General features: G+C 65.2%; 26 protein-coding genes. 11 read left to right on the top strand and 15 right to left on the bottom strand.

The window, feature by feature from the left end; all coding sequences use genetic code 11:
• Positions 1 to 31 precede the first annotated feature (31 nt).
• From LO55_RS10345 to LO55_RS10330, 4 genes are all read right to left on the bottom strand, one after another.
• A complete protein-coding gene (locus LO55_RS10345) occupies positions 32 to 577 on the bottom strand; it encodes a chemotaxis protein CheW (protein WP_071361393.1) in 546 nt (181 codons plus the stop codon).
• A complete protein-coding gene (locus LO55_RS10340) occupies positions 574 to 960 on the bottom strand; it encodes a response regulator (RefSeq protein WP_071361392.1) in 387 nt (128 codons plus the stop codon). The genes LO55_RS10345 and LO55_RS10340 overlap by 4 nt, the downstream gene beginning before the upstream one ends.
• A gap of 24 nt (positions 961 to 984) precedes the next feature.
• On the bottom strand, positions 985 to 1,380 hold the full coding sequence (locus tag LO55_RS10335; protein WP_005665305.1) for a response regulator: 396 nt from the start codon (positions 1,378 to 1,380) through the stop codon (positions 985 to 987).
• A 163-nt stretch (positions 1,381 to 1,543) separates the two neighbouring features.
• The gene (locus tag LO55_RS10330) at positions 1,544 to 1,696 is read right to left on the bottom strand and encodes a rubredoxin (protein WP_040775196.1); all 153 of its coding nucleotides are present in this window, start codon (positions 1,694 to 1,696) and stop codon (positions 1,544 to 1,546) included.
• A 98-nt stretch (positions 1,697 to 1,794) separates the two neighbouring features.
• On the opposite strand from LO55_RS10330, the gene thiD reads away from it, so the two are divergent.
• Both thiD and hemL read left to right on the top strand, forming a co-directional pair.
• Entirely contained in the window at positions 1,795 to 2,604 is an 810-nt protein-coding gene (gene thiD, locus LO55_RS10325) for a bifunctional hydroxymethylpyrimidine kinase/phosphomethylpyrimidine kinase (protein WP_071361391.1), read from the top strand.
• Positions 2,605 to 2,648: 44 nt separating this feature from the next.
• Positions 2,649 to 3,947: a glutamate-1-semialdehyde 2,1-aminomutase gene (gene hemL / locus LO55_RS10320; protein WP_071361390.1), complete on the top strand. Its 1,299-nt coding sequence runs from the start codon at positions 2,649 to 2,651 to the stop codon at positions 3,945 to 3,947.
• Between the two features lie 57 nt (positions 3,948 to 4,004).
• On the opposite strand, the gene corA is transcribed toward hemL, so the two are convergent.
• The 8 genes from corA to mpl all read right to left on the bottom strand — a co-directional run bounded on the left by corA (position 4,005) and on the right by mpl (position 12,275).
• Positions 4,005 to 4,970, bottom strand: coding sequence for a magnesium/cobalt transporter CorA (corA, locus tag LO55_RS10315; protein ID WP_005665296.1), 966 nt, complete (start codon positions 4,968 to 4,970; stop codon positions 4,005 to 4,007).
• Between the two features lie 101 nt (positions 4,971 to 5,071).
• Positions 5,072 to 5,788 carry a monofunctional biosynthetic peptidoglycan transglycosylase gene (gene mtgA, locus LO55_RS10310; RefSeq protein ID WP_071361389.1) on the bottom strand — a complete coding sequence of 239 codons (717 nt, stop codon included), beginning with the start codon at positions 5,786 to 5,788 and terminating at the stop codon, positions 5,072 to 5,074.
• Positions 5,789 to 5,790: 2 nt separating this feature from the next.
• On the bottom strand, positions 5,791 to 6,618 hold the full coding sequence (gene aroE / locus LO55_RS10305; protein ID WP_071361388.1) for a shikimate dehydrogenase: 828 nt from the start codon (positions 6,616 to 6,618) through the stop codon (positions 5,791 to 5,793).
• Positions 6,615 to 7,472: a TonB C-terminal domain-containing protein gene (locus tag LO55_RS10300; protein ID WP_071361387.1), complete on the bottom strand. Its 858-nt coding sequence runs from the start codon at positions 7,470 to 7,472 to the stop codon at positions 6,615 to 6,617. The genes aroE and LO55_RS10300 overlap by 4 nt, the downstream gene beginning before the upstream one ends.
• Before the next feature lie 202 nt (positions 7,473 to 7,674).
• Entirely contained in the window at positions 7,675 to 9,717 is a 2,043-nt protein-coding gene (locus LO55_RS10295) for a ribonuclease catalytic domain-containing protein (RefSeq protein ID WP_071361386.1), read from the bottom strand.
• Between the two features lies 1 nt (position 9,718).
• Entirely contained in the window at positions 9,719 to 10,309 is a 591-nt protein-coding gene (locus LO55_RS10290; RefSeq protein WP_071361385.1) for a chorismate--pyruvate lyase family protein, read from the bottom strand.
• On the bottom strand, positions 10,306 to 10,908 hold the full coding sequence (locus LO55_RS10285; RefSeq protein WP_071361384.1) for a YqiA/YcfP family alpha/beta fold hydrolase: 603 nt from the start codon (positions 10,906 to 10,908) through the stop codon (positions 10,306 to 10,308). The genes LO55_RS10290 and LO55_RS10285 overlap by 4 nt, the downstream gene beginning before the upstream one ends.
• Entirely contained in the window at positions 10,905 to 12,275 is a 1,371-nt protein-coding gene (mpl, locus tag LO55_RS10280) for a UDP-N-acetylmuramate:L-alanyl-gamma-D-glutamyl-meso-diaminopimelate ligase (RefSeq protein WP_083415291.1), read from the bottom strand. The genes LO55_RS10285 and mpl overlap by 4 nt, the downstream gene beginning before the upstream one ends.
• A gap of 86 nt (positions 12,276 to 12,361) precedes the next feature.
• Between mpl and LO55_RS10275 the strand changes: the two genes are divergently transcribed.
• From LO55_RS10275 to LO55_RS10240, 8 genes are all read left to right on the top strand, one after another.
• The gene (locus LO55_RS10275) at positions 12,362 to 12,988 is read left to right on the top strand and encodes a hypothetical protein (RefSeq protein WP_071361383.1); all 627 of its coding nucleotides are present in this window, start codon (positions 12,362 to 12,364) and stop codon (positions 12,986 to 12,988) included.
• A 14-nt stretch (positions 12,989 to 13,002) separates the two neighbouring features.
• Positions 13,003 to 13,569 carry a TlpA family protein disulfide reductase gene (locus LO55_RS10270; protein ID WP_005665286.1) on the top strand — a complete coding sequence of 189 codons (567 nt, stop codon included), beginning with the start codon at positions 13,003 to 13,005 and terminating at the stop codon, positions 13,567 to 13,569.
• A 131-nt stretch (positions 13,570 to 13,700) separates the two neighbouring features.
• Positions 13,701 to 14,132, top strand: coding sequence for a type II 3-dehydroquinate dehydratase (gene aroQ / locus LO55_RS10265; protein WP_005665284.1), 432 nt, complete (start codon positions 13,701 to 13,703; stop codon positions 14,130 to 14,132).
• Between the two features lie 96 nt (positions 14,133 to 14,228).
• Positions 14,229 to 14,696, top strand: coding sequence for an acetyl-CoA carboxylase biotin carboxyl carrier protein (gene accB / locus LO55_RS10260; RefSeq protein ID WP_071361382.1), 468 nt, complete (start codon positions 14,229 to 14,231; stop codon positions 14,694 to 14,696).
• A gap of 115 nt (positions 14,697 to 14,811) precedes the next feature.
• Positions 14,812 to 16,212 (top strand): acetyl-CoA carboxylase biotin carboxylase subunit, encoded by a 1,401-nt coding sequence (accC, locus tag LO55_RS10255; protein ID WP_071361381.1) that lies wholly within the window; start codon positions 14,812 to 14,814, stop codon positions 16,210 to 16,212.
• Positions 16,209 to 17,159 carry a 50S ribosomal protein L11 methyltransferase gene (gene prmA / locus LO55_RS10250; protein ID WP_071361380.1) on the top strand — a complete coding sequence of 317 codons (951 nt, stop codon included), beginning with the start codon at positions 16,209 to 16,211 and terminating at the stop codon, positions 17,157 to 17,159. The genes accC and prmA overlap by 4 nt, the downstream gene beginning before the upstream one ends.
• A gap of 6 nt (positions 17,160 to 17,165) precedes the next feature.
• On the top strand, positions 17,166 to 18,335 hold the full coding sequence (locus LO55_RS10245) for a DUF3426 domain-containing protein (RefSeq protein WP_071361379.1): 1,170 nt from the start codon (positions 17,166 to 17,168) through the stop codon (positions 18,333 to 18,335).
• Between the two features lie 10 nt (positions 18,336 to 18,345).
• A complete protein-coding gene (locus LO55_RS10240; RefSeq protein WP_071361378.1) occupies positions 18,346 to 19,287 on the top strand; it encodes a carbohydrate kinase family protein in 942 nt (313 codons plus the stop codon).
• A gap of 85 nt (positions 19,288 to 19,372) precedes the next feature.
• Here the strand turns inward: LO55_RS10240 and LO55_RS10235 are convergent, their stop codons facing one another.
• Together LO55_RS10235 and LO55_RS26655 are read right to left on the bottom strand one after the other, a co-directional pair.
• Positions 19,373 to 19,900, bottom strand: a complete 528-nt coding sequence (locus LO55_RS10235; RefSeq protein ID WP_071361377.1) for a YggT family protein — start codon at positions 19,898 to 19,900, stop codon at positions 19,373 to 19,375.
• Positions 19,901 to 20,015: 115 nt separating this feature from the next.
• On the bottom strand, positions 20,016 to 20,336 hold the full coding sequence (locus LO55_RS26655; protein WP_177185517.1) for a hypothetical protein: 321 nt from the start codon (positions 20,334 to 20,336) through the stop codon (positions 20,016 to 20,018).
• 31 nt (positions 20,337 to 20,367) lie between these two features.
• On the opposite strand from LO55_RS26655, the gene LO55_RS27360 reads away from it, so the two are divergent.
• A complete protein-coding gene (locus tag LO55_RS27360; RefSeq protein ID WP_177185516.1) occupies positions 20,368 to 21,399 on the top strand; it encodes a hypothetical protein in 1,032 nt (343 codons plus the stop codon).
• A gap of 815 nt (positions 21,400 to 22,214) precedes the next feature.
• Here the strand turns inward: LO55_RS27360 and LO55_RS10220 are convergent.
• Positions 22,215 to 23,108, bottom strand: coding sequence for a LysR family transcriptional regulator (locus tag LO55_RS10220; protein ID WP_071361376.1), 894 nt, complete (start codon positions 23,106 to 23,108; stop codon positions 22,215 to 22,217).
• Between the last annotated feature and the right edge of the window lie 121 nt (positions 23,109 to 23,229).

The following is a 23,229-nucleotide window of genomic DNA, read 5'->3' as shown; positions in this document are numbered from 1 at the left end:
GCTCCCTGTTTCCTGCTGTGAGTGTGTTGTTTTAGCGTGCGACCCGCAAGAAACGCTCTTCCCGCACCAACGCCGCCAGCGACAGCGGCGTCCATGTGTTGCCGTCGGTGTCGCGCAGGACGTCGCCCACACGCTCCATCGCGCCGGCCTGGCGCAGTCCGTGGACGTTCGAGGCCAGCAAGGCGCAGTTGAAGCCGAGATGCGGTGCGAACACCACCAGGCGCGGCGTCGCGGGGCCATCGGGCGATGCTTCCTCGCCCAGGTAGCGCGCCAGGTCGATCACGCCCAGCAGGCTGCCGCGCACATTGGCCAGGCCCAGGTACCAGGGCTGGGTCAGCGGAACGACGGTCAGGGGCGCTGGGGAGACGATCTCGCCGACCTCGAGCAGGTCGACCAGGTAGCGCGTGGCCCCGATCGCCAGGCCCAGCTGGCCGGCATTGCCGCCGGCGCCGGTGCGGGCCGCCTGCATCTTTTCCAGCAGCTGCTCCTGGTACAGGCGCAGGCGGGTACGGCGCGCCGCGGGATCGCGCCGGCCGCTCTCTTCACGCTCCTTGCCGTCGCCCGCCGCGATGGTCATGCGCTCACGCCGCCGGCGGTCGCCACGGCCGCGATGCTGGCCAGCAGGCGCTCGGGATCGACCGGTTTGACCAGGTAGTCCTTCGCGCCCTGGCGCATGCCCCAGATGCGATCGGTTTCCTGGTTCTTGCTGCTGCAGATGATGACCGGCAGCGCCGCCAGCTCCGGATCGCGCGCGATGGCGCGCGTCACCTGGAAGCCGTTACTGCCCGGCATGACCACGTCCATGAGGATCAGTTCGGGGCGCTCGGCGCGGATGCGCTCGATCGCTTCGTCGCCATTCACGGCGGTGCTGACGGCAAAGCCGTTCTTCACCAGGATGTCGGTCAGGTACAGGCGTTCGGTCGGGGAATCGTCGACGATGAGGATCTTGTTGATGGCCACTTACGGCTCCGGCTCGTATGGATGTCAGTCCTGGGGCATGGCGTGCTCGCGCACGGCCGCCAGCAGGCTGTCTTTGGTAAAGGGTTTGGTGAGATAGGCGCTGGCGCCGACCATCGCGCCGCGCGCGCGGTCGAACAGGCCATCCTTGGACGACAGCATCAGCACCGGCGTCGCGCGAAAGCGCGCGCTCTTCTTGATCAGGGCGCAGGTCTGGTAACCGTCCAGGCGCGGCATCAGGATGTCGCAGAACACCAGCGCCGGATGATGGTCGTTGATCTTGGCCAGGGCGTCGAAACCGTCATCGGCCAACACCACCTGGTAACCGGCCTGGTTCAGGAAAATCTCGGCGGAGCGGCGGATCGTGCTGCTGTCGTCGATCACCATGATGGTCAGGGCCGTGGATTGCGGCGATGTCGTCATTTTCGTTTCACTTCGGCTTGAAGCGCCACGATAGCACAGCGCATCTTTCTTGTGCGCAAAGTGTTGCAGAGAGTCAACTACTACAGAAGATGGCATCCCGGGAGTAGACGAGATGCCATTATCAAGCTGATCACATTGTGATCATTATTGCATGATTATTGCTTCAGATTGCCGTCATCTCGAAGTCGTCCTTGCGCGCGCCGCACTCCGGGCAAGTCCAGTTCATCGGAACGTCGGCCCAGCGCGTGCCGGGAGCGATGCCATCGTCGGGTGCACCGACAGCCTCGTCATAGACCCAGCCACAAATCAGGCACATCCAGGTCTGGAAAGGCGCGGTGGATTCGGTACTCACAGTATTGGTCCTTGTATCTAGTAAAATGTGGAATCGGAATCCGGCATCTTAATCTACCCGACGTGCAAAACCAAACGTTCCCCCTCATCCTGAGCTTCGGCGTCTGCGATCCCGTCGGCGCCATCGGCGTGCAGGCGGATTGCGCCGCGTTCGCCGCCCTCGGATGTCACGGGCTGTCGGCCATCGCCGGCCTGCTGGTCGCGGACAGTGCCCGCATCGAGAATATGTACGAGCTCGACAGCGACTGGATGGCCGAGCAGGCGCGCACCTTGCTGGAAGACATGCCGATCGCCGCCTTCAAGGTCGGCGCCGTCGGCTCGGCCCTGCACCTGGCCGCGATCGCCGAGATCGTGTCCGACTATCCGGACGCGCCGCTGGTCCTCGACCCCTTCCTGTCGGCCCTGCCCGACGCCGGCCTGGGCGACGAGGAAATGCTGTCCGCGCTGCGCTCGATCCTGGCGCCGCAGGCCACCGTCCTGATCCTGTCCCAGTCCGAACTGGGCCGCATGGCCGAGCTGTGGCGCGATGGCGCCGAGCGCAAGGACGGAGACCTCGAAGAAGACGTGGCCGAGCTCACCTCGAGCGGCCTGCATTACGTGCTGGTGACCGGCAGCCGCGACGAACACGGCGGCTGCTCGAACCGCCTGTACGACGCCGGCGGCGAAGTCGCGCGGGTCGACTGGCAGCACCTGCCCGGCCCCTTCCTGGGCGCCGGCAACACGTATTCGGCAGCCTTCACCGCCTGCCTGGCGCGCGGCATGGACGCGCCGCAGGCGCTGGCCCTGGCCCAGGAATACACCACCGGCGCGCTCGAGCATGCGCAGCGCTTCGGCATGGGCAAGCTCATTCCCAGTAAATTCTTCCGTCCCTAGCCCCGCTGCGCGGACGGGTTCTTTTCAATCACGAAGCAGCCATCATGACCACTGAACAATCCACCTCGCGCAACGACACCCTGTTCGCCCGCGCCCAGCAATCGACCCCTGGCGGCGTCAATTCTCCGGTGCGCGCCTTCCGCTCGGTGGGCGGCACCCCGCGCTTCATCGAACGTGCGCAAGGCCCGTATTTCTGGGACGCCGACGGCAAGCGCTACATCGACTACATCGGCTCCTGGGGCCCGGCTATCCTCGGCCACGCCAGGTCCGAAGTGGTCAAGGCGGTGCAGGCCGCTGCCGAGAACGGCCTGTCGTTCGGCGCGCCGACCGAGGGCGAGATCGAGATCGCCGAGGAAATCTGCCGCCTGCTGCCGTCGATCGAACAGGTGCGCCTGGTCTCGTCCGGCACCGAGGCCACCATGAGCGCGCTGCGCCTGGCGCGCGGCGCCACCGGCCGCGACAAGATCGTCAAGTTCGAAGGCTGCTACCACGGCCACGCCGATTCGCTGCTGGTGAAGGCCGGCAGCGGCCTGCTGACCTTCGGCAACCCCACCTCGGCCGGCGTGCCGGAAGACTTCGTCAAGCACACCCTGGTGCTCGACTACAACAACATCCCGCAACTGGAAGACGCCTTCGCCTCGATGGGCGACACCATCGCCTGCGTGATCGTGGAGCCGGTGGCCGGCAATATGAACCTGATCCGCGCCACCCCGGAATTCCTGCAGCGCATGCGCGAACTGTGCACCGAACACGGCGCGGTGCTGATCTTCGATGAGGTGATGTGCGGCTTCCGCGTGGGCCTCGAAGGCGCCCAGGGCATGTACGGCATCACCCCCGACCTGACCGCGCTGGGCAAGGTGATCGGCGGCGGCATGCCGGTGGCGGCCTTCGGCGGGCGCGCCGACCTGATGCAGAAGATGGCCCCGATCGGTCCGGTGTACCAGGCCGGCACGCTGTCGGGCAACCCGGTGGCGGTGGCGGCCGGCATGACCACCCTGAAGCTGATCCAGGAAGAAGGCTTCTACGAGAGGCTGACCGCGACCGCAGATCGGCTGGTGACGGGGCTCACCGCAGCCGCGCAGGAAGCCGGCATCGATTTCTGCGGCGACTCGGTGGGCGGCATGTTCGGCTTCTACTTCTCGAAGGACGTCCCGTCCAGCTACAGCGAGATGATGGCGGGCGACAAGGAGCGTTTCAACCGCTTCTTCCACGGCATGCTCGAAGAAGGCGTGTACTTCGCGCCGGCCATGTTCGAAGCGGGCTTTGTGTCGATCCAGCACGACGACGCCGTGATCGACGCCACGATCGAGGCGGCGCGGCGCGTGTTCAAGCGCATCGGCTAAGCACGCTCGACGCGAAACAACACGGCGCACCGAGGTGCGCCGTTTTTCATTGCCGGATTACTTCAACCAGCCGCGCCGGCGGAAGTACAGCAGCGGCGCCACCGCGCTGGCCGCCATCAGGGCGATCGCGAACGGATAGCCGAAGCGCCAGTTCAGTTCCGGCATCAGGGCGAAGTTCATGCCGTACAGGCTGGCGATCAGGGTCGGCGGCAGGAAGGCGACCGAGGCCACCGAGAAGATCTTGATGATCTTGTTCTGGTTGATGTTGATGAAGCCGACGGTGGCGTCCATCAGGAAGTTCACCTTGTCGAACAGGAAGGACGTGTGGCCGTCGAGCGACTCGATGTCGCGCAGGATCTGGCGCGCTTCCTCGAACTGGTCGGAGTTCAGCAGCCGGCCGCGCATCAGGAAGCTGACCGCGCGCCGAGTATCCATCATGTTGCGGCGGATGCGGCCGTTCAAGTCTTCCTCGTGGGCGATGGCGTTCAGCGCGGCGGCCGCGTCCTGGTCGGTGAATTCCTTCTGCAGCACGCGGGTCGAGACTTCCTCGAGGCTTTCGTAGATGCCTTCCAGCGCGTCGGCCGAATATTCGGCGTCGGTCGCGTACAGGTCGAGCAGCACGTCCATATAGTCTTCGATCGAGCCGGGCCGCGAACGCGCGCGCATGCGCACCAGGCGGAACACGGGCAGGTCGTCGTTATGAACCGAGAACAAGATTTTGCCGGACAGGATGAAGGCCACCGTCACCACCCGCGACGGGCCGTCTTCCTCCTCGAGCAGGAAGTCGGTGCGCAGGTGCAGGTCGCCGTTTTCGGCCTCGTAGTAGCGCGCCGAGGCTTCGATGTCCTGGACTTCGTCCTCGCCCGGCAGGGTCACGCCATACCTGGCCTTGACCCAGGTGCGCTCTTCCTCGTCCGGGTCGGTCAGGTCGACCCACACCGGCGCGACGTTCTCCAGGTCTTCCCGGGAAGCGATCGTTGCCTGGTTCAGGCGGCCATTCTGTAGGACAAATACGTTGATCATGCGCTGGGGTCTCGTTCGCTATTTTCTGGCCGGGGGAGAAAAATTAGCGCAAGTGTAACCGCTCGCCGTGCACTGAGCCAACTCAGTAACGACATTTCGCGTCAAGGCACCTCGGCGAAGCGCATCTGGCGCAGGATGGCGTTGGTGCGCCGCTGCAGGTAACTGGTCGAGCGGTGCTTGTCGTAATAGCGCGGATTGGGCAGCATCACCGCCAGCCGGGCGGCCTGGGCCGGGCTCAGATTGGCAGCCGACGTCTTGTAGTAGTAGCGCGCCGCCGCCTCGGCGCCGAACACGCCGCGCCCGAATTCGACCACGTTCAGGTAGAGCTCGAGGATGCGCTCCTTGCTCATCACCGTTTCCAGCATATAGGCAATCACCAGCTCCTGGCCCTTGCGGAACATGCTGCGCGAGCCGGACAGGAACAGGTTCTTGGCCAGTTGCTGGGTGATGGTCGAGCCGCCGCCGACCACCTTGCTGCGCCGCTGGTTGCGCTCGTAGGCGCGTTCGATCGCTTCCCAGTCCACGCCGCCATGCACGCTGAAGTTGGCGTCTTCCGAGGCTACCACCGCGCGCTTCAGGTTGCGCGAGATGCGTTCGTACGGCACCCACTGGTGCTTGAGGGTCGCGTCCGGATTCTTTTCGCGCAGCTGGGACAGCTGTTCGCGCATGAAGCTGGTCGAGCCGGGATTGAACTGGGAATACCAGCACACCATGGCGAAGAAATACAGCTGGGCCAGCAGCACCAGCAGCAACGGGGCCAGGAAGATCCACTTGATCCAGCGGCGCCCGGTCGGCGCGGCCTTGCGCGACTTGGCCATGGTCAGCCTGCCTGGCGCATCGCGGACAGCACGGCGTTCGTCTCCGGCCGCACGCCGCGCCACAGCAGGAAGGCCTCGGCCGCCTGCTCGACCAGCATGCCCAGGCCGTCACGCGCGGTCGCGCCATGGCGCGCGGCGAATGCCATGAACACGGTCGGTTCCTTCCCGTACATCATGTCCAGCGCCAGCACGCCGGGGCCGAATACCGATGGCGGCACGGGCGGCACGTCGGCCGCCAGGCTGGCCGAGGTGGCGTTGATGACGACATCGAAGCCGCCTTTCACGTCGGCGAAGCCGCTCACGGCCAGTTGCTGCGCGTGCGCCGCGAAATCGTCCGCCAGCCGTTCGGCGGTCGCCAGGGTGCGGTTGGCGATGACGATCTGGCGCGGGTTTTCCGTCAGGAGCGGCAGCAGCGCGCCGCGCGCGGCGCCGCCGGCGCCCAGTAGCAGGATGCGTTTATCGGCCAGCGACACGCCGGCATTGCGCACGATGTCGGCCACCAGGCCGGGGCCGTCGGTGTTGTCGCCGACGATCTCGCCGTGTTCGAAGATCAGGGTGTTCACGGCGCCCGCCGCCTGCGCGCGCGGCGCCAGCCGGGTCGCCAGCCGCGCCGCCTCGAGCTTGAACGGCACGGTGACGTTGGCGCCCCGATAACCTTCGGCGACCAGGCGCCGCACGGTGGCCTCGAAGCCGTCCAGCGGCGCCAGGCAGCGCTCATACGTCAGCTCCTGGCCGGTCTGCTGCGCGTAGGCGGCGTGGATCTGCGGGGATTTGCTGTGGGCGATCGGATTGCCGATGACGCAATATTTATCGGTCACAGGGCGGCTCATTTGGCGGCTTCTCCAAGGGTTGCCTGCATCTTGTCCTCACGGGTGAAACGGAAACGGGTGAACACTTCCCACAGGTCGTCCTTGCCCTGGGTGCGCATATTGGCCGGGAAGGCGCCGAACGGGGCCGAGCGGCGCACGATCTCGAGCGCCGCCTTGTCGAGGGCCGGATTGCCCGAGCTGCGTTCGACGCGCGGGCCGCCATCGCCCAGGTACAGGGTGCCGTCCTGGAACACGGGGATGTAGACCACCAGATCGCCATACAGCTTGCGGCCGGCCTGCTGCGGGAAATTCAGCGTGCCGACTTCCTCGATGCGCTTTTGCATCGCCTTGTAGTACAGCGCGTAGCCGACCTGGCGCGTGCTGGGCGTGATTTGCGTGCGCTTGGGGCGGCGGTTTTCTTCCTCGATGCGCTCGAAGATCTCGGCGCTGGTGCGCGAAATGGCGCGCGCGGTGTCGATGTTGTCGCTACCGGTGCGGGTCGGATCGGGCTTGTCGCGCTCGGTCACCGGCGGGGCGGTGAAATTGCCGCCGCTGCGCGCGCGCGTCAGCACGTTCTGCTGCAGGCGCTCGAGTTCGGCGATGCGGCGCTGCAGGGCCTTGATGCTGTCGCCGTCCTCGACCTTGCGCAGGTCGGGCAGCGGCGACTTGGCGCGGCCGGCCTCCGCCGTCCCGCCGCCGTCCAGGTTGGCCTGGGCCAGCGCGTCGGCCTTGGCTGGCGCCCGGTCGTGCCTGGCATTGACCAGCACCACTTCCAGTCCGGGATCGGCCGGCTGGTGGCGAAACGCCTCCGGCGCGGCGAAGCGCAGCGCCAGCAGGCCCGCGTGGGCTGCCACCGATACGGCCAGGGCGATCATCAGGGGACGGTGTTGGAGAAAGGACTTCACGCGCTACGGGTGGCCTGGTGGGGCAATTGAATCAGAGAATTGATCCATTCTAACCCGACGCGAACGGATGAGGGAGGTCGAACAATGCGGAGGATGTGGAACGTGGTTGCTTCGATAACAGGTGTGGCGAACGGTGCAACCGTCCGCCACGATCCGCATATTACTCCACCTGTTATTGCGCCGACGCCGGCGCCGGCTGCGGCGCGTCCCCGGTATCGACCGCCGCCACCGCGCCTTCGGCCTCGACCACCTCGGCCACCGCCGCTTCGCCGGTGTCCGCTTCTTCCTCGTAGTCGAGCGACGCGTCCGGTTCGGCCGACGCCACCTCGAGCAGGCGCGCTTCGAGCTGCAGGTCGATCTCGTCCCAGCGCACGATGTCGAGTTTCACCTGGGCGCCGCGCGCCACCTGGGGCATGCCGGTCAGGCGCACCACCAGCGGCACGTCGACCAGGCGCACCAGTTCGTCCTTGAGCACGACGGCGTCGGCCTGCTTCACGTTCTCTTGCCCCAGCCAGCGCAGGCACCAGTAGCGCTCCATGTTCTGCTGGAAGTCGTTATACGCCGAATAGGCCGCATCGAATGCCGAGACGATGGAAAACAGGGTCGCATCGCGGTGTTTAAAGGGAGCCACCAGCGGCGCCGTCACGCCGTGCTCGGCGGCGGCCAGGATCTGCCACTGGTTGACCAGGTCGGTGTAGCGGCGCAGCGGCGAGGTGCTCCAGGCATACTGGTCCACGCCCAGGCCCTGGTGCGGCGCCGCGTGCGTGACCATGCGCACCTGCATCTTGGCGGCCCAGCCGCCGGCGCCCGGCGTCTGCGAACGGTAGATGCCCGGCACGCCCGAGTCGTGCAGCAGCTTGCCCCAGGTGCTGTTGGCGAAGATCATCAGCTCGGCCACGATCTTGTCCAGCGGCGCGCCGCGCTTGCGGCGCACGATCGAGACCACGTCGTCCTCGACGTAGAAATTGAAGTCGACCCGGTTCGCCTGTTCCGGCTTGAGGCCGAAGGCTTCGCGCTTCTTCATGCGGCCCGCTTCCAGCTGCAGCGCCCACTTCCACAGCAAGCCCAGTTCGTCCTTGTGCGGATAGTCGCCCGCGCCGCTCTCGAGCGTCTCTTCATTGACCACGTGATCGAGGTCGTTGTGGCGCAGGTTGTTCTTGATCGGCACGCGCTCGGCGCGGGTCGTGGTCGACTTGACGCTCCAGTCGCTCGGATCGAGCACGGCGTACAGCGACAAGGCCGGGCAATCGTTGCCTTCGGCAAGAGTAAACGCATTGACCACTTCGTCCGGCAGCATGGTGATCTTGTCGCCCGGCATATACACGGTCGACATGCGCGCGCGCGCGATCTTGTCGATCGCGTCGTCCGGGCGGATGCCCAGGCCCGGCGCGGCGATGTGGATGCCGACCTGCACGCTGCCGTCATCCAGGCGCACGACCGAGAAGGCGTCGTCGATCTCGGTGGTGGTGACGTCGTCGATCGAGAAGGCGGCAACATTGGCCAGCGGCAGGTCGCCCGGCGCCTTCGGGATGTCCACCGGCGCGAAACCGGCGCCGCGCGGGAAGTGCTCGAACAGGAAGCGGCCCATGTGCAGCTCTTTCGGCGAAGCCAGGCCGCCGACGTCCAGCATCAGGCGCGGCGCGCTGGTCTGCAGTTCGCTGGCCGCCGTCTCGAAGGCCTTGTATTCGATGGTGTTCTTGTCGGGCTTGAACAGCAGCTGGTGCACGATCTGTTGCATCGAAGCGGGTAGCTGGCCCGCCTTCAGCTCTTCCACATAGCCGGCCTGGACGATTGCCTGCTGCTTTTTCTTTTCGATGCCGGCCAGCGCGGCCTTGAGCGACTGTTCCGGCGCCGCCTTGTAGCGGCCACGGCCCTTCTTGTAGAAATAGATGGGGGAGCCATGCAGGGCCAGCACCAGGCCGGCGGCTTCGTGCGGCAGCGGCGCGTGCCCGAAATATTCGGCGCCCAGCTCGGCGAAACCGAATTCTTCCTGTCCCGCGACTTCCCACAGGAAGTCGAGATCGACATCAAGAACGATCGCCTTGGCCGCATCCAGCAAGGCTTGCGGCTCGGGCTTGTCGAACTGCAGCAGCACGTCGCGCGTCTTGACCTTGGTGCGCTTACCGCTCGGCATCTCCACCTGGTAGGCCTCGCCCGCTTGCGACAGGATGGCGCCGACCTTGAAGTCGCCCGATTCCTCGAAAAATACGTTCATATTAAGTAATGTTCTTCATGGTTGCAGCCGCTCCCAGGTCCAATACCGCGGGCAAGAATACCTCGGTGACCAGGAGCAGGCCTTGACGGCGGCGATAGACGCAGCGCCGCGCGTAATAAATAGTCGTGTCGGCGCCGCCTTGCCTGCCGAGCGCCGCGTGCGCGCGGCGCACCAGCGGATGGTCGGCGGACAGGCGCGCGAATTCCAGTTGTCCACGCCGTACCAGCGGATCGTAGAACAAGGTCGTGCCCAGCGAGCGCTCGCCCAGCGCCGAGAACAGCGGCCAATCGGTGGCATCGCAATCCATCGGCACCACCGTGTGGGCGAACACCACCGGCGCGCCGTCGCACTCCAGCAGCACTTCGCGTTCCCAGGCCCGGCGTGGATGCGCCAGGCCGATCGCCTGCGCCTCGTCCGCCAGGCAGGTGGCGCTGCGCTGGTGCAGGCGGCGCACCCGAAACGCGGCGCTGCTGGACACCAGGCGCGCCGTCAGCGAACCTGGCGTGACCAGCCAGTCGTGCATGCCTTCCGGCGCGCGCACCGCGCGCGCATGCGGCTGCCATGCAGCCAGGCGTAACGACTTGCCCCTCACTGCGCCGCGTCCACCGGCGCAAAACCGCAAAACGCCAGCACCTCGTCCACATACTGCGGGAACTCCGGGATCGCATGGTCGCTGCCCTCGATCACGTGCTGGCGCGCTCCCGCATAGTGGGCCACCATGTCGCGGTAGTCCAGCACTTCGTCGCCGGTCGCGGCCAGCAGGAAGTAACGCTCCGGACGGGTGATATTCGCCACGCGCAGCGCCTGCAGCTCGCCGATGTACTCCTGGCGGAATTCGAACGGCTCGTCGGAATGCCAGGCGGTGGTCACGCCGACATGCCTCTCAAGGTTGCGCGTCGGGTCGACCGCAGGATTGATGACGACCGCGCGCACGCCCAGGCGCTCGGCCAGCCAGCATGCATAAAAGCCGCCCAGCGAAGAGCCGACGATGGCGAGGTCGTGAGGCGCGTGGCGCTCGGCCAGTTCCAGTGCAAGATCCATCGCCGCCTTCGGCGAAGCCGGCAGCTGCGGGCAGATCAGGCGATCCTGCATGCCGGCCTGCGCGAGCTTGTCCTGCACCACGCGCGCCTTGAACGAACGCGGCGAGGAGCGAAAGCCGTGCAGATACAGCAGGTAGGGTGTGGCCGTCATGGCGCCAAGGCGTCCAGCAATTTCTGGTGCACGCCGCCAAAGCCGCCATTGCTCATCACGAGGATGTGGTCGCCCGGCTGCGCTTGCTGCACGATGGCCTGCACCATATAGTCGATCTGGTCGAAGCTGTGCGCGATCTTGCCCAGCGGTGTCAGGGCGTCGGCCAGCGACCAGCCCAGCGCCTGCTGGCTGCCGAAGCCGAACACCAGGTCGGCATCCTTCAGGCTGCCCGGCAGCGCATCCTTCATGGCGCCCAGCTTCATCGTGTTCGAACGCGGCTCGAGCACGGCCAGGATGCGGCCGCCCGTTCCCAGCTTCTGGCGCAGGCCGCCGACCGTCGTGGCGATCGCCGTCGGATGGTGGGCGAAATCGTCGTACACCGTAATATCGTTGACGACGCCGCGCACTTCCATGCGCCGCTTGACGTTCTGGAAACGCGCCAGCGAGTCGATCGCCTGGGCGGTCGGCACGCCGACGTGGCGCGCGGCGGCGATCGCGGCCAGCGCGTTCGAGCGGTTGTGCTTGCCGGTCAGGTCCCAACCCACGGTGCCCTGAAATTCTCCCTTGAACAGGACGTCGAAACTGGCGCCGCCCGGATGCTCGACCATGGCCCAGTCGACGCCGTCGGCCGAACCGAAGCTTTCCTTGTCGCTCCAGCAGCCGCGTTTGAGCACGCGGCCGAGCGACGCTTCATCGCCATTCACGACCAGCCGGCCCACGCCCGGCACGGTGCGCACCAGGTGGTGAAACTGGGTCTCGATGGCGCCGATGTCGGGGAAGATGTCGGCGTGGTCGTATTCCAGGTTGTTCAGCACCGCGGTCTTGGCATGGTAGTGCACGAACTTGCTGCGCTTGTCGAAGAAGGCGGTGTCGTATTCGTCGGCCTCGATCACGAAGAAGTCGCTTGGCTTTTCGCCATGCAGGCGCGCCGACACGCCGAAATTCATCGGCACGCCGCCGATCAGGAAGCCCGGCGCGTAACCCGCGTCTTCCAGGATCCAGGCCAGCATCGAGGTGGTCGTGGTCTTGCCGTGCGTGCCGGCCACGGCCAGCACCCATTTTTCGCGCAGAATATGTTCACCGATCCACTGCGGGCCCGAGACGTAGGGCAGGCCGCGGTTCAGGATCTCTTCGATCAGCGGATTGCCGCGCGTCATGACATTCCCGATCACATACAGGTCGGGGTTCAGCGCCACCTGTTCCGGGCCATAGCCCTGGATCAGTTCGATCCCCTGGGCTTCCAGCTGGGTGCTCATCGGAGGATAGACGTTGGCGTCGCAACCGGTCACGCGGTGGCCCGCCTCCTTGGCCAGGACGGCCAGGCCGCCCATGAAGGTGCCGCAGATGCCGAGGATATGAATGTGCATGGAAAATTCTAGCCAGGAATGAATGGACGAATACGCGATTCTACCCGAGCCGCTGTCATTTTCCGTTCAAGAGTATGATCCCAGGCATGATGCCGAATCTGAACACCGATCTCCTCCAGTTGCGTAACGAGATCGCCCTGCTGGCTGCGCGCCTGGTCGCGCAGGACGGCGCCGATCTCGATACCGCCCGCCGCAAGGCCGCCCGCCAGGTGCTGGGCGTCACCCCTTTGAAACCGAATATGCTGCCCGACGACGGGCAAATCGAGGACGAGGTGCGCAAGTACCTGGCCCTGTTCGGTGGCGCTGCCCACACCGAGCGCCTGGCCCACCTGCGCGCGACCGCGCTGCAGGCGATGGAAGCGCTGGCCGACTTCAATCCCTATCTCACCGGCGCCGTCCTCAACGGCACCGCGGGCGCGCACGACGACATCCACCTGCAGCTGTTCGCCGACAGCGCCAAGGAGGTGGAAATCTACTTGCTCAACCGTAATGTTAATATCGACATTTCGGAAACCCCGCATTTCAAGGGGGGCCGCCATGCTCCGGTCGAGACCGTGTCCTTCCCATGGATGAAGGAAACGGTGCATGCGGAACTGTATGAATACCAGGACCTGCGCGGCGCGCTCAAGCCGCGCGCCGACGGTCGGGCGCAGCGCATCGACATGGCCGGCCTGCGCGCACTGATCGCCGCTGGCGAGCAAAACGGAAACTGAGTGGAAGCTGACGAATGAACAAGAAACATCTGGCCGCCTATGCGGCAGTCGCCGCGCTGTTCGGCGTGATGGGCGCCCTGGTGGCGGTCTACAAGAAACCGGCGCAAAGCGTGCTGCCTGCGCCGACCACCGTCGCCCGCGACGGCCAGGTCACCAATCCCGTCACCAGCCTGTATGCACAGTCGCTCAACGACCTCGAAGGCAAGCCGCAGCCGCTGGCCCAGTGGAAGGGCAAGCCCTTGCTGGTCAATTTCTGGGCCACCTGGTGCGGTCCCTGCGTGCGCGAGATGCCCGAGCTGGCGCACCTGGCGAGCGAGGACGGCGGCAAGCGCTTCAACGTGATCGGCATCGGCATCGATTCGCCCACCAATATGAGTGAATTCGCCGCCAAGATGAACGTCACCTATCCGCTGTACGTCGGCGGCATGGGCGGCACCGAACTGTCGCGCGGATTCGGCAATACGAATGGCGGCTTGCCGTATACCGTGCTGATCGGCGCCGATGGGCAAGTGATCAAGACTTATCTGGGCGAACTGAAGTTCGATGAATTGCGCGCCGACCTCGCCAAACTCGACTCCTGATCCGGAAAATTACGAACGATCGTACGATTGATAATGCCGCCAACTTCTCCTATCGACTGGCAATTTTACTGCTTGCCAATAGCTGAGCTAGGCGGCACAATGCCTGACTTTCGGGCAACCAGACTCTCACCATGGCGAAAAAGCTACTGCTGCTGAACGGCCCCAACCTCAATCTATTGGGGACGCGGGAACCGGCGGTGTACGGCACGACCACCCTGGCCGACATCGAACAAGCTGCAGTCGCACAGGCCAGCCAGGCCGGCGCGGCGCTGGAATATTTCCAGAGTAACCATGAGGGAGCGTTGATCGACCGCATCCATGCCGCGCGTAGCGAAGGCGTGGATTTCATCGTCATCAACCCTGGCGGCCTGACCCATACCAGCGTAGCCCTGCGCGATGCGTTCGCCTCGGTGGCCATTCCCTTCGTGGAGGTGCATATTTCGAATATCCACCAACGCGAGTCCTTCCGGCACCACTCTTATTTGTCTGGAATCGCGCGCGGCGTGATCTGCGGACTGGGGGCGGACGGATATCGGTTTGCCATCGACTTCGCACTTAAATAGCGTTAATCTACGTCAACTTCATGTAACAGCGGCCGCGCGACCCATTTCCGACGCTGCGGCCTGCTCTCTAAAACGAATAATTCCAAGGGGTTTCACATGGATCTACGAAAACTCAAGACTTTGATCGACCTGGTCGCTGAATCGGACATCGCCGAACTGGAAGTGACCGAAGGCGAAAGCAAGGTTCGCATCGTCAAATCGTCCGCAATCCCGCAGAACCAGATGGTCATGCTGCCGCACCAAGGCGTGCAGCAATACTCGGCGCCTGCCGCTGCCCCTGCTGCCGCGCCTGCGCCGGCAGCCGCGCCGGCCGTCGCCGCCGAACCGACCGGCCACGTGGTCAAGTCGCCGATGGTCGGCACCTTCTACCGCTCGTCCGCGCCTGGCGCCGCCGCCTTCGTCGAAGTCGGCCAGAGCATCAAGGAAGGCGATACCCTGTGCATCATCGAAGCGATGAAGCTCCTGAACGAAATCGATGCCGACGTCTCCGGCACCATCACCAAGATTCTCGTTGAAAACGGCCAGCCGGTCGAATTCGGCCAGCCACTGTTCGTGATCGGCTGATCTGCTTCTCCAAGCCGGCCAGCGCCCACGACGCGCGCCGCCGGCTCACCCATGACGTGTCCGGCGCCGCCTGTTCTCTCAGCCGCGCCGGTTTTCACTGAATACCGGACCTACCATGTTTGAAAAAATCCTCATCGCCAACCGTGGTGAAATCGCGCTGCGTATCCAGCGCGCCTGCCGCGAGCTGGGCATCAAGACGGTCGTCGTCCACTCCGAGGCCGACAAGGACGCCAAGTACGTGAAACTGGCGGACGAATCGGTCTGCATCGGACCGGCGCAATCGACCCTCAGCTACCTGAACATGCCCGCGATCATCAGCGCGGCCGAAGTGACCGACGCCGAAGCGATCCACCCGGGCTATGGCTTCCTGTCCGAGAACGCCGACTTCGCCGAGCGCGTCGAAAAGTCGGGCTTCGTCTTCATCGGCCCGCGTTCCGACTCGATCCGCCTGATGGGCGACAAGGTCTCGGCCAAGCAGGCGATGATCAAGGCCGGCGTGCCGTGCGTGCCGGGTTCGGACGGCGCCCTGCCGGACGATCCGAAGGAAATCGTGCAGACCGCGCGTCGCATCGGCTACCCGGTCATCATCAAGGCCGCCGGCGGCGGCGGTGGCCGCGGCATGCGCGTGGTGCATACCGAAGCCGCGCTGCTCAATGCCGTGCAGATGACCAAGACCGAAGCCGGCACTGCCTTCGGCAATCCGGAAGTCTATATGGAGAAGTACCTGGAGAATCCGCGCCACGTGGAGATCCAGATCCTGGCCGACGAACACAAGAACGCCGTCTGGCTGGGCGAACGCGACTGCTCGATGCAGCGCCGCCACCAGAAGGTGATCGAGGAAGCGCCGGCGCCGGGCATCCCGCGTAAACTCATCGAGAAGATCGGCGACCGCTGCGCCGAAGCCTGCCGCAAGATCGGCTACCGCGGCGCCGGCACCTTCGAATTCCTGTACGAGAACGGCGAGTTCTACTTCATCGAGATGAACACCCGCGTCCAGGTCGAGCATCCGGTCACCGAGATGATCACCGGGATCGACATCGTGCAGGAGCAGATCCGCATCGCCTGCGGCGAGAAGCTGCGCTTCCGCCAGCGCGACATCATGCTGTCGGGTCACTCGATCGAGTGCCGCATCAATGCCGAGGATCCGTTCAAGTTTACCCCGTCGCCAGGCCGCATCACCGGCTGGCACCCGCCGGGCGGCCCTGGCATCCGTGTCGATTCGCACTCGTATGCGGGATACTATGTTCCACCTCACTACGACTCGATGATCGGCAAGGTAATTTCGTACGGTGCGACCCGTGAGCAAGCGATCCGCCGCATGCAAATCGCGCTCTCCGAAATGGTGGTCGAAGGTATCCTCACCAATATTCCGCTGCATCGCGAACTGATGGTCGACGCCCGCTTCATCGAGGGCGGCACCAATATCCACTACCTGGAGCAGAAACTGGCCGCCAAGCCCGACCTGCCGAAGGAAACGGCGCTCGGCGCCAAATCGGAAGCCAAGGTACAAGAATGAGCTGGACTGAAGTCGTCATCGAGATCGCCCGCGACCACGCGGAAGCGCTGTCCGACGCCCTGATGGAAGCCGGCGCGCTGTCGGTGTCCGTCGAGGACGCCGACGAAGGCACCGAAGACGAAAAACCCCTGTTCGGCGAGCCGGGCATGGAGCCGACCCAGGCCGCCTGGGACCACAGCCGCGTCGTCGCCCTGCTGGAGGCCGACGCCGACCAGCTGGCGATCGTCACCGAGGCCGCGCAGGCGGTCAGGCTGGCCGTCGTGCCGGCCTTCACCACCCGCAAGGTCGAAGACGCCGACTGGGTGCGCCTGACGCAATCGCAGTTCGAGCCTATCCACATCGGCAAGAACATCTGGGTCGTGCCGAGCTGGCACGAAGCGCCCGATCCATCCGGCCTGATCCTCGAACTCGATCCGGGCCTGGCCTTCGGCACCGGCAGCCATCCGACCACCCGCCTGTGCATGGAGTGGCTCGAGGCCCATCCGGCGCCGGGCAAGTCGGTGCTGGACTACGGCTGCGGCTCGGGCATCCTGGCGATGGTGGCCAAGAAGCTGGGCGCGCAAGACGTCGCCGGCGTCGACATCGATCCGCAGGCGATCGAGTCGGCGCGCGCCAACGCCGAGCGCAACGGCGTCGATATCGACTACTACCTGCCCGACACCTTCGCCGCTTCCGGCAACGAGCGTCATGCGGGCGGCAAGTTTGACATCGTGGTGGCCAACATCCTGTCGAGCCCACTGAAGCTGATGGCGCCGATGCTGGCCGGCCGCGTGGCCGACGGCGGCAACCTGATCCTGTCGGGCGTGCTGGCGCGCCAGGCCGAAGAAGTCGCCGCCGCCTACGCACCTTTCATCAAGCTGGGCGTCTGGGCCGAGCAGGACGGCTGGGTCGCCCTTCACGGGACGCTCGGCCAGGACAGCGCGCCGCCGCCCCGCACTGGCGGCTAGGCAGGCATGGCGCTCGCCACCCAATGCCCCCACTGCGGCACGCTGTTCCGCGTCGCCGCGGACCAGCTCAAGCTGCGTGGGGGCATCGTGCGCTGCGGCGCCTGCCAGCAGGTCTTCGACGGCAATGCGGGGCTGGTCGACCTGAACGCCCCGCCGTCTTCCCCGCCTTCTCCGCCAGTCGCCGAACCGGCCATCACGCCAGGCGTTCCCGCGACCGACGACACCGAACAACCGATCTACACGCTCGAATTCGACCGTGCGCTGTCGCCGTTCGGGATCCTGCCGCACGCCACGAACGAGGATCAAGCCACGGTCGAACCAGACACGGATGCCGCCGTGGCCGAGCTACCGGTCGATGAAGAGATCGTGGCCGCCCCGCCGCCGGACGAGGGTCTCGACCGGCACGAACCCGCCCCCGAATCCGCACCCGAACCCGCCGCGCGCCAGCCGGCGCCCGACGCCCCGCCGCTGCTGCTGCGCGAATCGGCCGGCGGCTCGCCGCCGATCGTCTCGCCTGCGCCGGCGCTGCCACCGTTGCCGCCCAAGTCCCCGCGCGCACGCGCCGCTGACGCCCGTTCGCGTCGTTCCAAGCTGACCCCGACCCGGATCGAAGAGACGCCCAAGCTGCGCGTGCCCGAGATCGACGAACCCGAGTTCGTGCGCCGCGGCCGCCAGCGCGAGCAGTCGAGCAAGGCCGTGCGCATCGCGATGGTCGCCGGCAGCATCCTGCTGCTGCTGGCGCTCGCCGTGCAGGCCATGGTGAGCTTCCGCGACGTATTGGCGGCGCGCTACCCGGCGCTGCGTCCGGCCCTGGTCTCGACCTGCGCGCTGTTCCGCTGCCAGGTCGGCCTGCCGGCGCGGCCCGACGCGCTGGTGATCGAGACCGGAGAATTGATCACCCTGGGCGGCAACGTCTATACCTTGAACACCGTGCTGCGCAACGGCGGCGACCTGGCGCTGGCCTGGCCCAGCATCGAGCTGACCCTGAACGATGCCGACGACAAGCCGCTGGTGCGACGCGTGTTCGGTCCGCGCGACTACGCGCCCCGGATGGCCAACGCTTCCGCCGACAACTTCGCCGGCTTCGGCGCGCGCGCCGAGCAGCCGGTCAAGATCCATTTCAGGCTGGAAGGACTCGAACCTTCCGGCTACCACATTGCCGTTTTCTACCCCTGAAGGCTGAACCATGACCAAAACCGCCCTGATCTGCGGCTCGCTCGCATTCGACAAGATCATGCAATACCACGGCCGCTTCGGCGACACCTTGCTGGCCGACCAGCTGCACCGCGTGAACGTGTCGTTCCTGGTGCCGACCCTGCGCACCGAGTACGGCGGCTGCTCGGCCAATATCGCCTACAACCTCAAGCTGCTGGGCGGCGAACCGCTGATCATGGGCACCCTGGGCCAGGACGGCGGCGACTACCTCAAGCGCATGGAAGCGCAAGGACTGCAGACGCGCGGCATCCGCACCATCGCCGACGCGTACACCGCGCAATGCTTCGTCACCGCCGACGAGGACAACAACCAGATCAACGCCTTCCACCCGGGCGCCATGCAGTTCTCGCACGAGAACAACGTGGCCGACCAGGGCCCGCTGGCGGTGGCGATCATTTCGCCGGACGGCCGCGACGGCATGATCAAGCATGCGCGCGACTGCGCCGAGCTGAAGGTGCCGTTCATGTTCGATCCGGGCCAGCAGCTGCCGATGTTCTCGGGCGACGAGCTGATCACCTTCATCGGCCAGGCCAGCTACCTGGCGTGCAACGACTACGAATTCGAGATGGTGATGGACCGCACCGGCTTGAGCCAGGCCGATATCGCGGCGCGCCTGGATGCGCTGGTCATCACGCGCGGCGCCGAAGGTTCCGACATCTACGCCGGCGGCGAGCACCATCGCATCCCGGCGGTGCAGGCGGCGAACGTGGTCGACCCCACCGGCTGCGGCGACGCCTACCGCGCCGGCCTGCTGTTCGGGATCACCAATGGCCTGGACTGGGCCACCAGCGGCCGCATCGCCAGCCTGCTGGGCGCGATCAAGATCGCCTCCCAGGGCGGCCAGAACCACAGCTTCACGCCGCAAGAGTTCGACCAGCAGTTCGAGGCCGCCTTCGGCTTCACCTTCCGCTGATGACGCCTGGCGTCACCGGATAAAAAATGGCCTTGCAATGCAAGGCCATTTTGTTTCCAGCTCGTTTGGAGGGCAGCGGCGGCGCTCAGAAGCCGAACACCTGCCTCAGCACGAACAGCAGGATCTGGATCAGCACCAGCGCCACCAGCACCGACAGGTCGATGCCGCCGATCGGCGGGACCACGCGCCGGATCGGGCGCAGCAGCGGCTGGTTCAGGGCGTGCACGAACGGCGCCAGCGGCGCGTTCGGGTTCACCCAGCTGAAGATCGCCTCGATGATCAGGAGCGCCATGAAGCCGTACAGGATCCAGTTCAGGAAGCGGTGCAGCGCATACAGCAGCACCATCTCGCCGCTGCCGCCCTGCAGCAGCAGGAGCGTGCTGGCCACCAGCACCACCAGGAAGGCGCCGATCAGGCTCGCCCAGTCGTAGCCCCGGGTGCCCGGCACCACGCGCCGCAGCGGCATCACCAGCCAGTCGGTGATGGTGTGCACGAACTGGCGGATCTGGTCGGGCAAGCGCACGCGGATGGCGTTCGTCCAGAAGCGCAGCAGCAGCACTCCACCCAGCAAGCCTGCGATGATATCGACGATAAACTGAAGAATGGACAGCACGGACTCTCCTCAAAAAAAAACCGCTGTGCGAACAATCACACAGCGGCATTGTGCCTGAAGCAGCCCCGACTTGCCATGCGCACATGGCGCGTGGCAGGTTGGGCGAGGTCCGGTATTAAGGACGGCTGCTGGTCGGGAACGGCCATGCGGTCGGCGCCAGCACGGTCTTGGCAGGAGCGGCGCTTGGCGCTGCCGGAGCGGCGCTTGGTGCGGCTGCCGGTTGCGCGGCGGTGGTCGCTGCCGGCTTGGCGGCCGGTTTCTTGGCGGCCGGTTTTTTCGCTTCCGGCTTGGCTTCGGCCTTGGCGTCGGTCTTCACTTCCGGCTTGGTATCGGCCTTGGTGTCGACTTTGGCTTCCGGCTTGGCGTCGGCCTTGGCCACTGCTGCTGGCTTGGCTTCTGGCTTGGCGGCAACGGTCTTGGTGGCTGCAGCTTTCACTGGAGCAGCTTTTTTGGCGGCTGGAGCAGCCTTGGTTGCAGCCGGCGCAGCTTTATTAGCGGCCGGCGAGGCTTTTTTTGCTGCGGGCGACGCTTTCTTCACTGCTGGTTTTGCGTCGGTTTTGGTGGCGGTCGCTTTTTTCGCTGCCGGTTTGGCGGCGGTTTTGGTCGCGGTCGCTTTCTTCGCTACCGGTTTTGCGGCGGTTTTGGTGGCGGTCGCTTTCTTTGCTGCCGGTTTGGCGGCGGTTTTGCTTGCGGTCGCTTTCTTTGCTGCCGGTTTGGCGGCGGTTTTGGTCGCGGTCGCTTTTTTCGCTGCCGGTTTGGCGGCTGCCTTGGTGGCGGTCGCTTTCTTCGCTACCGGTTTAGCGGCGGCCTTGCTTGCAGTCGCTTTTTTGGCTGCAGGTTTAGCGGCGGCTTTGGTCGCGGTTTTAGCGGTCGACTTGGCGGCTGGTTTAGCGGCGGCCTTTTTCGCTGCCGGCTTGGCTGCTGGTTTAGCAGCGGCTTTCTTTGCTGCCGGCTTGGTGGCCGACTTAGCTGCCGATTTTGCTGCCGATTTTGCTGCCGGTTTAGCGGCGGCCTTCTTTGCTGCCGGCTTGGCTGCCGGTTTAGCGGCGGCTTTCTTCGCTGCCGGCTTAGTTGCCGACTTGGCTGCCGGTTTAGCAGCGGCTTTCTTCGCTGCTGGCTTGGTTGCCGACTTGGCTGCCGGTTTTGCAGCGGCTTTCTTCACTGCAGGCTTTGCTGCCGGCTTGGCTGCCGATTTGGTCGCGGTTTTGGCCGTTGCCTTGGTGGCAGTGGTTTTGGTCGCGGCGGTCTTGGTTGCAGTAGCTTTCTTTGCAACAGGTTTAGCAGCGGTTTTTGCCGCCGGCTTGCTCACGGCCTTGGCTGCCGGCTTGGCGGCTGCCTTGGTGGTGGTGGTGGTCTTGGTCGCGGCTTTCTTTGCGACTGGTTTCTCTGCTGCAGCCTTTGCGTTCGACTTCGTCGTGGACGAAGGCGCGCTCTTTGCTGCTGCCTTTGCTGCTGGTTTCTTAGCGGTTGCCATTCTTGTTCTCCTTCATCTGCGATGAGAAATACGCTCAAGGTTTAAAACCCGCCGGATCAAACCCGGCGAATTATTCATCGGACCAAAGCAAGCGTCGATTTAGGCCAATGAATCCGGCACCGGCTGAACTGCTGCAACTCCTCACAGTTGCAGCGCTTCAGCCAACGTCGACAGGTCACCGTTCCAGCGTTTCACATCGCTACCCTTGCGGGTGCGAAAAGAAAAAGCCGCCTTGCCTGAGCAATTGGTCAGACAAGCCGGCTTGTTCTTTTCGCTTCGCTTCCGTGCATACTGTTTGGTTCAGCGTCCTATTATTCGATCGATTTTGCCCGATGCCCGCGACAATATCACATCTTCTCGATTTGACAAATTCAATCACGTAAAGTACGCGCATTCTTTGTGAGCGCGCAACCGTGAATCGCAAAAAAAGTCGCGCGATTTGGACGTTGAATTGCGCACCCGCGCGCCAATCACCGACATGCCTGACATGCGCTGCAGCCTTTACCTATCGCATTTCAACTGATCGATAAGCGGGAATCACGCCGGCATCTTGCCTGCGCCAGCGGGGCATATTCCTGTTTCCAGCGCCGCATGACCGCAAAGCGCCTGCCAGCGCACCAATGCATCTGAATCAACGTTATCCGAGTAAGTCTGGCTGTACGCGAGCGCGCATACTCCGCACCCAATCGCGCCAGTCGAAATGACCTGGCATGCCACACCATTCGCTGCACGAGCGCCACTCAGCCATCGCGGCGCCCGGCGGCAGGACGCGCATGGTGGCGATCGTCCGACGCAGCGCGCCGCCTCCGCGTCGACGCGCCAGCGACTGCGCGTTCGCCGTCAACCGCCGGATTTCAGGCGCTCGATGAACCAGCGTCCCGCCGGTCCCGGCGGCTGGTCCTTCATGAAGATCGCGTGCATCGAAAAGCCCGACCCGAGCACCGGATGCGTTTCGAGTTCGATGCGCACCAGCGCGCCGCTCGCCAGGTCTTGCTCGACCATATGCAGCGGCATGTTGCCCCAGCCCAGGCCGGCGCGCAGGAAGGCGTGCTTGGCGCCGAGATCGGCCAGCCGCCACACGCGCGGCGACAGCACGCCGAAGTCGCGGCCACGGGTCAGGCTCGAGCGGTCGGTCAGCACCAACTGCACGTGGCGCCCCGCCTCCGCCCGCATCACCGTGCCTTCGGTGCGCGCCAGCGGATGGCCGGGCGCGACCACCGTCGCCGCCTGCACGCCGAGCAAATATTCCGAAGCGCAGGCGGCCGGCACGTCCGGGAACGAACCGATCACCGCGATACGGCACTGCCCATCGAGCAGCGGCTGCACCACGGCGCCGAGCGCCTCGACGTACAGGCGCAGCGGCGTCGATGGAAACTCGCGGTGGAAGGCCTGCACCGCCTCGGTGAGCTTCACGATCGGATACATCACGTCGACCGCCACCGACAGCTCCGGCTCCAGGCCGCCGGCCAGCGCGCGCGCCCGCGCCTTGAACGCATCCATGCCGTCGGCCGCGTGGCGCGCCTCGGCCAGCAAGGCGCGTCCGGCCTCGGTCAGTTGCGGATAACGTCCCGAGCGATCGAACAGCGCGAAGCCCACCTGCGACTCGAGATTGGCCAGCGTGTGGCTCACCACCGACTGCGCGCGCCGCAGCTTGCGGCCGGCGGCGGAAAAGCTGCCCTCGTCGGCTGCGGCGATAAAGGTGCGCAGCTGGTCCATGGACATCCCGTCGAGCATCCATCTACTCCATCGATAGTTAATATCGAATTATATAGGCTTCTTGGATCGATCAAGCATGCTTAAGATGTTGTTCATGGACGCCGCACACGAGCTGGCGTCAACCACGACAACCATTCGA

The organism is Massilia timonae, from assembly GCF_001866515.1.
Lineage (GTDB): Bacteria > Pseudomonadota > Gammaproteobacteria > Burkholderiales > Burkholderiaceae_D > Telluria > Telluria timonae.
The sequence above is the reverse complement of the archived record's forward strand: the minus strand, read 5'-3'. Positions and strand labels throughout refer to the sequence as shown.

Excerpts from the sequence above, each read along its gene's own strand:
- LO55_RS10345 (WP_071361393.1), bottom strand. The coding sequence starts at position 577 with ATGACCATCGCGGCGGGCGACGGCAAGGAGCGTGAAGAGAGCGGCCGG.
- LO55_RS10335 (WP_005665305.1), bottom strand. The coding sequence starts at position 1,380 with ATGACGACATCGCCGCAATCCACGGCCCTGACCATCATGGTGATCGAC.
- LO55_RS10330 (WP_040775196.1), bottom strand. The coding sequence starts at position 1,696 with ATGTGCCTGATTTGTGGCTGGGTCTATGACGAGGCTGTCGGTGCACCC.
- hemL (WP_071361390.1), top strand. The coding sequence starts at position 2,649 with ATGACCACTGAACAATCCACCTCGCGCAACGACACCCTGTTCGCCCGC.
- corA (WP_005665296.1), bottom strand. The coding sequence starts at position 4,970 with ATGATCAACGTATTTGTCCTACAGAATGGCCGCCTGAACCAGGCAACG.
- mtgA (WP_071361389.1), bottom strand. The coding sequence starts at position 5,788 with ATGGCCAAGTCGCGCAAGGCCGCGCCGACCGGGCGCCGCTGGATCAAG.
- aroE (WP_071361388.1), bottom strand. The coding sequence starts at position 6,618 with ATGAGCCGCCCTGTGACCGATAAATATTGCGTCATCGGCAATCCGATC.
- LO55_RS10300 (WP_071361387.1), bottom strand. The coding sequence starts at position 7,472 with ATGATCGCCCTGGCCGTATCGGTGGCAGCCCACGCGGGCCTGCTGGCG.
- LO55_RS10295 (WP_071361386.1), bottom strand. The coding sequence starts at position 9,717 with ATGAACGTATTTTTCGAGGAATCGGGCGACTTCAAGGTCGGCGCCATC.
- LO55_RS10285 (WP_071361384.1), bottom strand. The coding sequence starts at position 10,908 with ATGACGGCCACACCCTACCTGCTGTATCTGCACGGCTTTCGCTCCTCG.
- mpl (WP_083415291.1), bottom strand. The coding sequence starts at position 12,275 with ATGCACATTCATATCCTCGGCATCTGCGGCACCTTCATGGGCGGCCTG.
- LO55_RS10275 (WP_071361383.1), top strand. The coding sequence starts at position 12,362 with ATGATGCCGAATCTGAACACCGATCTCCTCCAGTTGCGTAACGAGATC.
- LO55_RS10270 (WP_005665286.1), top strand. The coding sequence starts at position 13,003 with ATGAACAAGAAACATCTGGCCGCCTATGCGGCAGTCGCCGCGCTGTTC.
- aroQ (WP_005665284.1), top strand. The coding sequence starts at position 13,701 with ATGGCGAAAAAGCTACTGCTGCTGAACGGCCCCAACCTCAATCTATTG.
- accB (WP_071361382.1), top strand. The coding sequence starts at position 14,229 with ATGGATCTACGAAAACTCAAGACTTTGATCGACCTGGTCGCTGAATCG.
- accC (WP_071361381.1), top strand. The coding sequence starts at position 14,812 with ATGTTTGAAAAAATCCTCATCGCCAACCGTGGTGAAATCGCGCTGCGT.
- prmA (WP_071361380.1), top strand. The coding sequence starts at position 16,209 with ATGAGCTGGACTGAAGTCGTCATCGAGATCGCCCGCGACCACGCGGAA.
- LO55_RS10245 (WP_071361379.1), top strand. The coding sequence starts at position 17,166 with ATGGCGCTCGCCACCCAATGCCCCCACTGCGGCACGCTGTTCCGCGTC.
- LO55_RS10240 (WP_071361378.1), top strand. The coding sequence starts at position 18,346 with ATGACCAAAACCGCCCTGATCTGCGGCTCGCTCGCATTCGACAAGATC.
- LO55_RS10220 (WP_071361376.1), bottom strand. The coding sequence starts at position 23,108 with ATGCTCGACGGGATGTCCATGGACCAGCTGCGCACCTTTATCGCCGCA.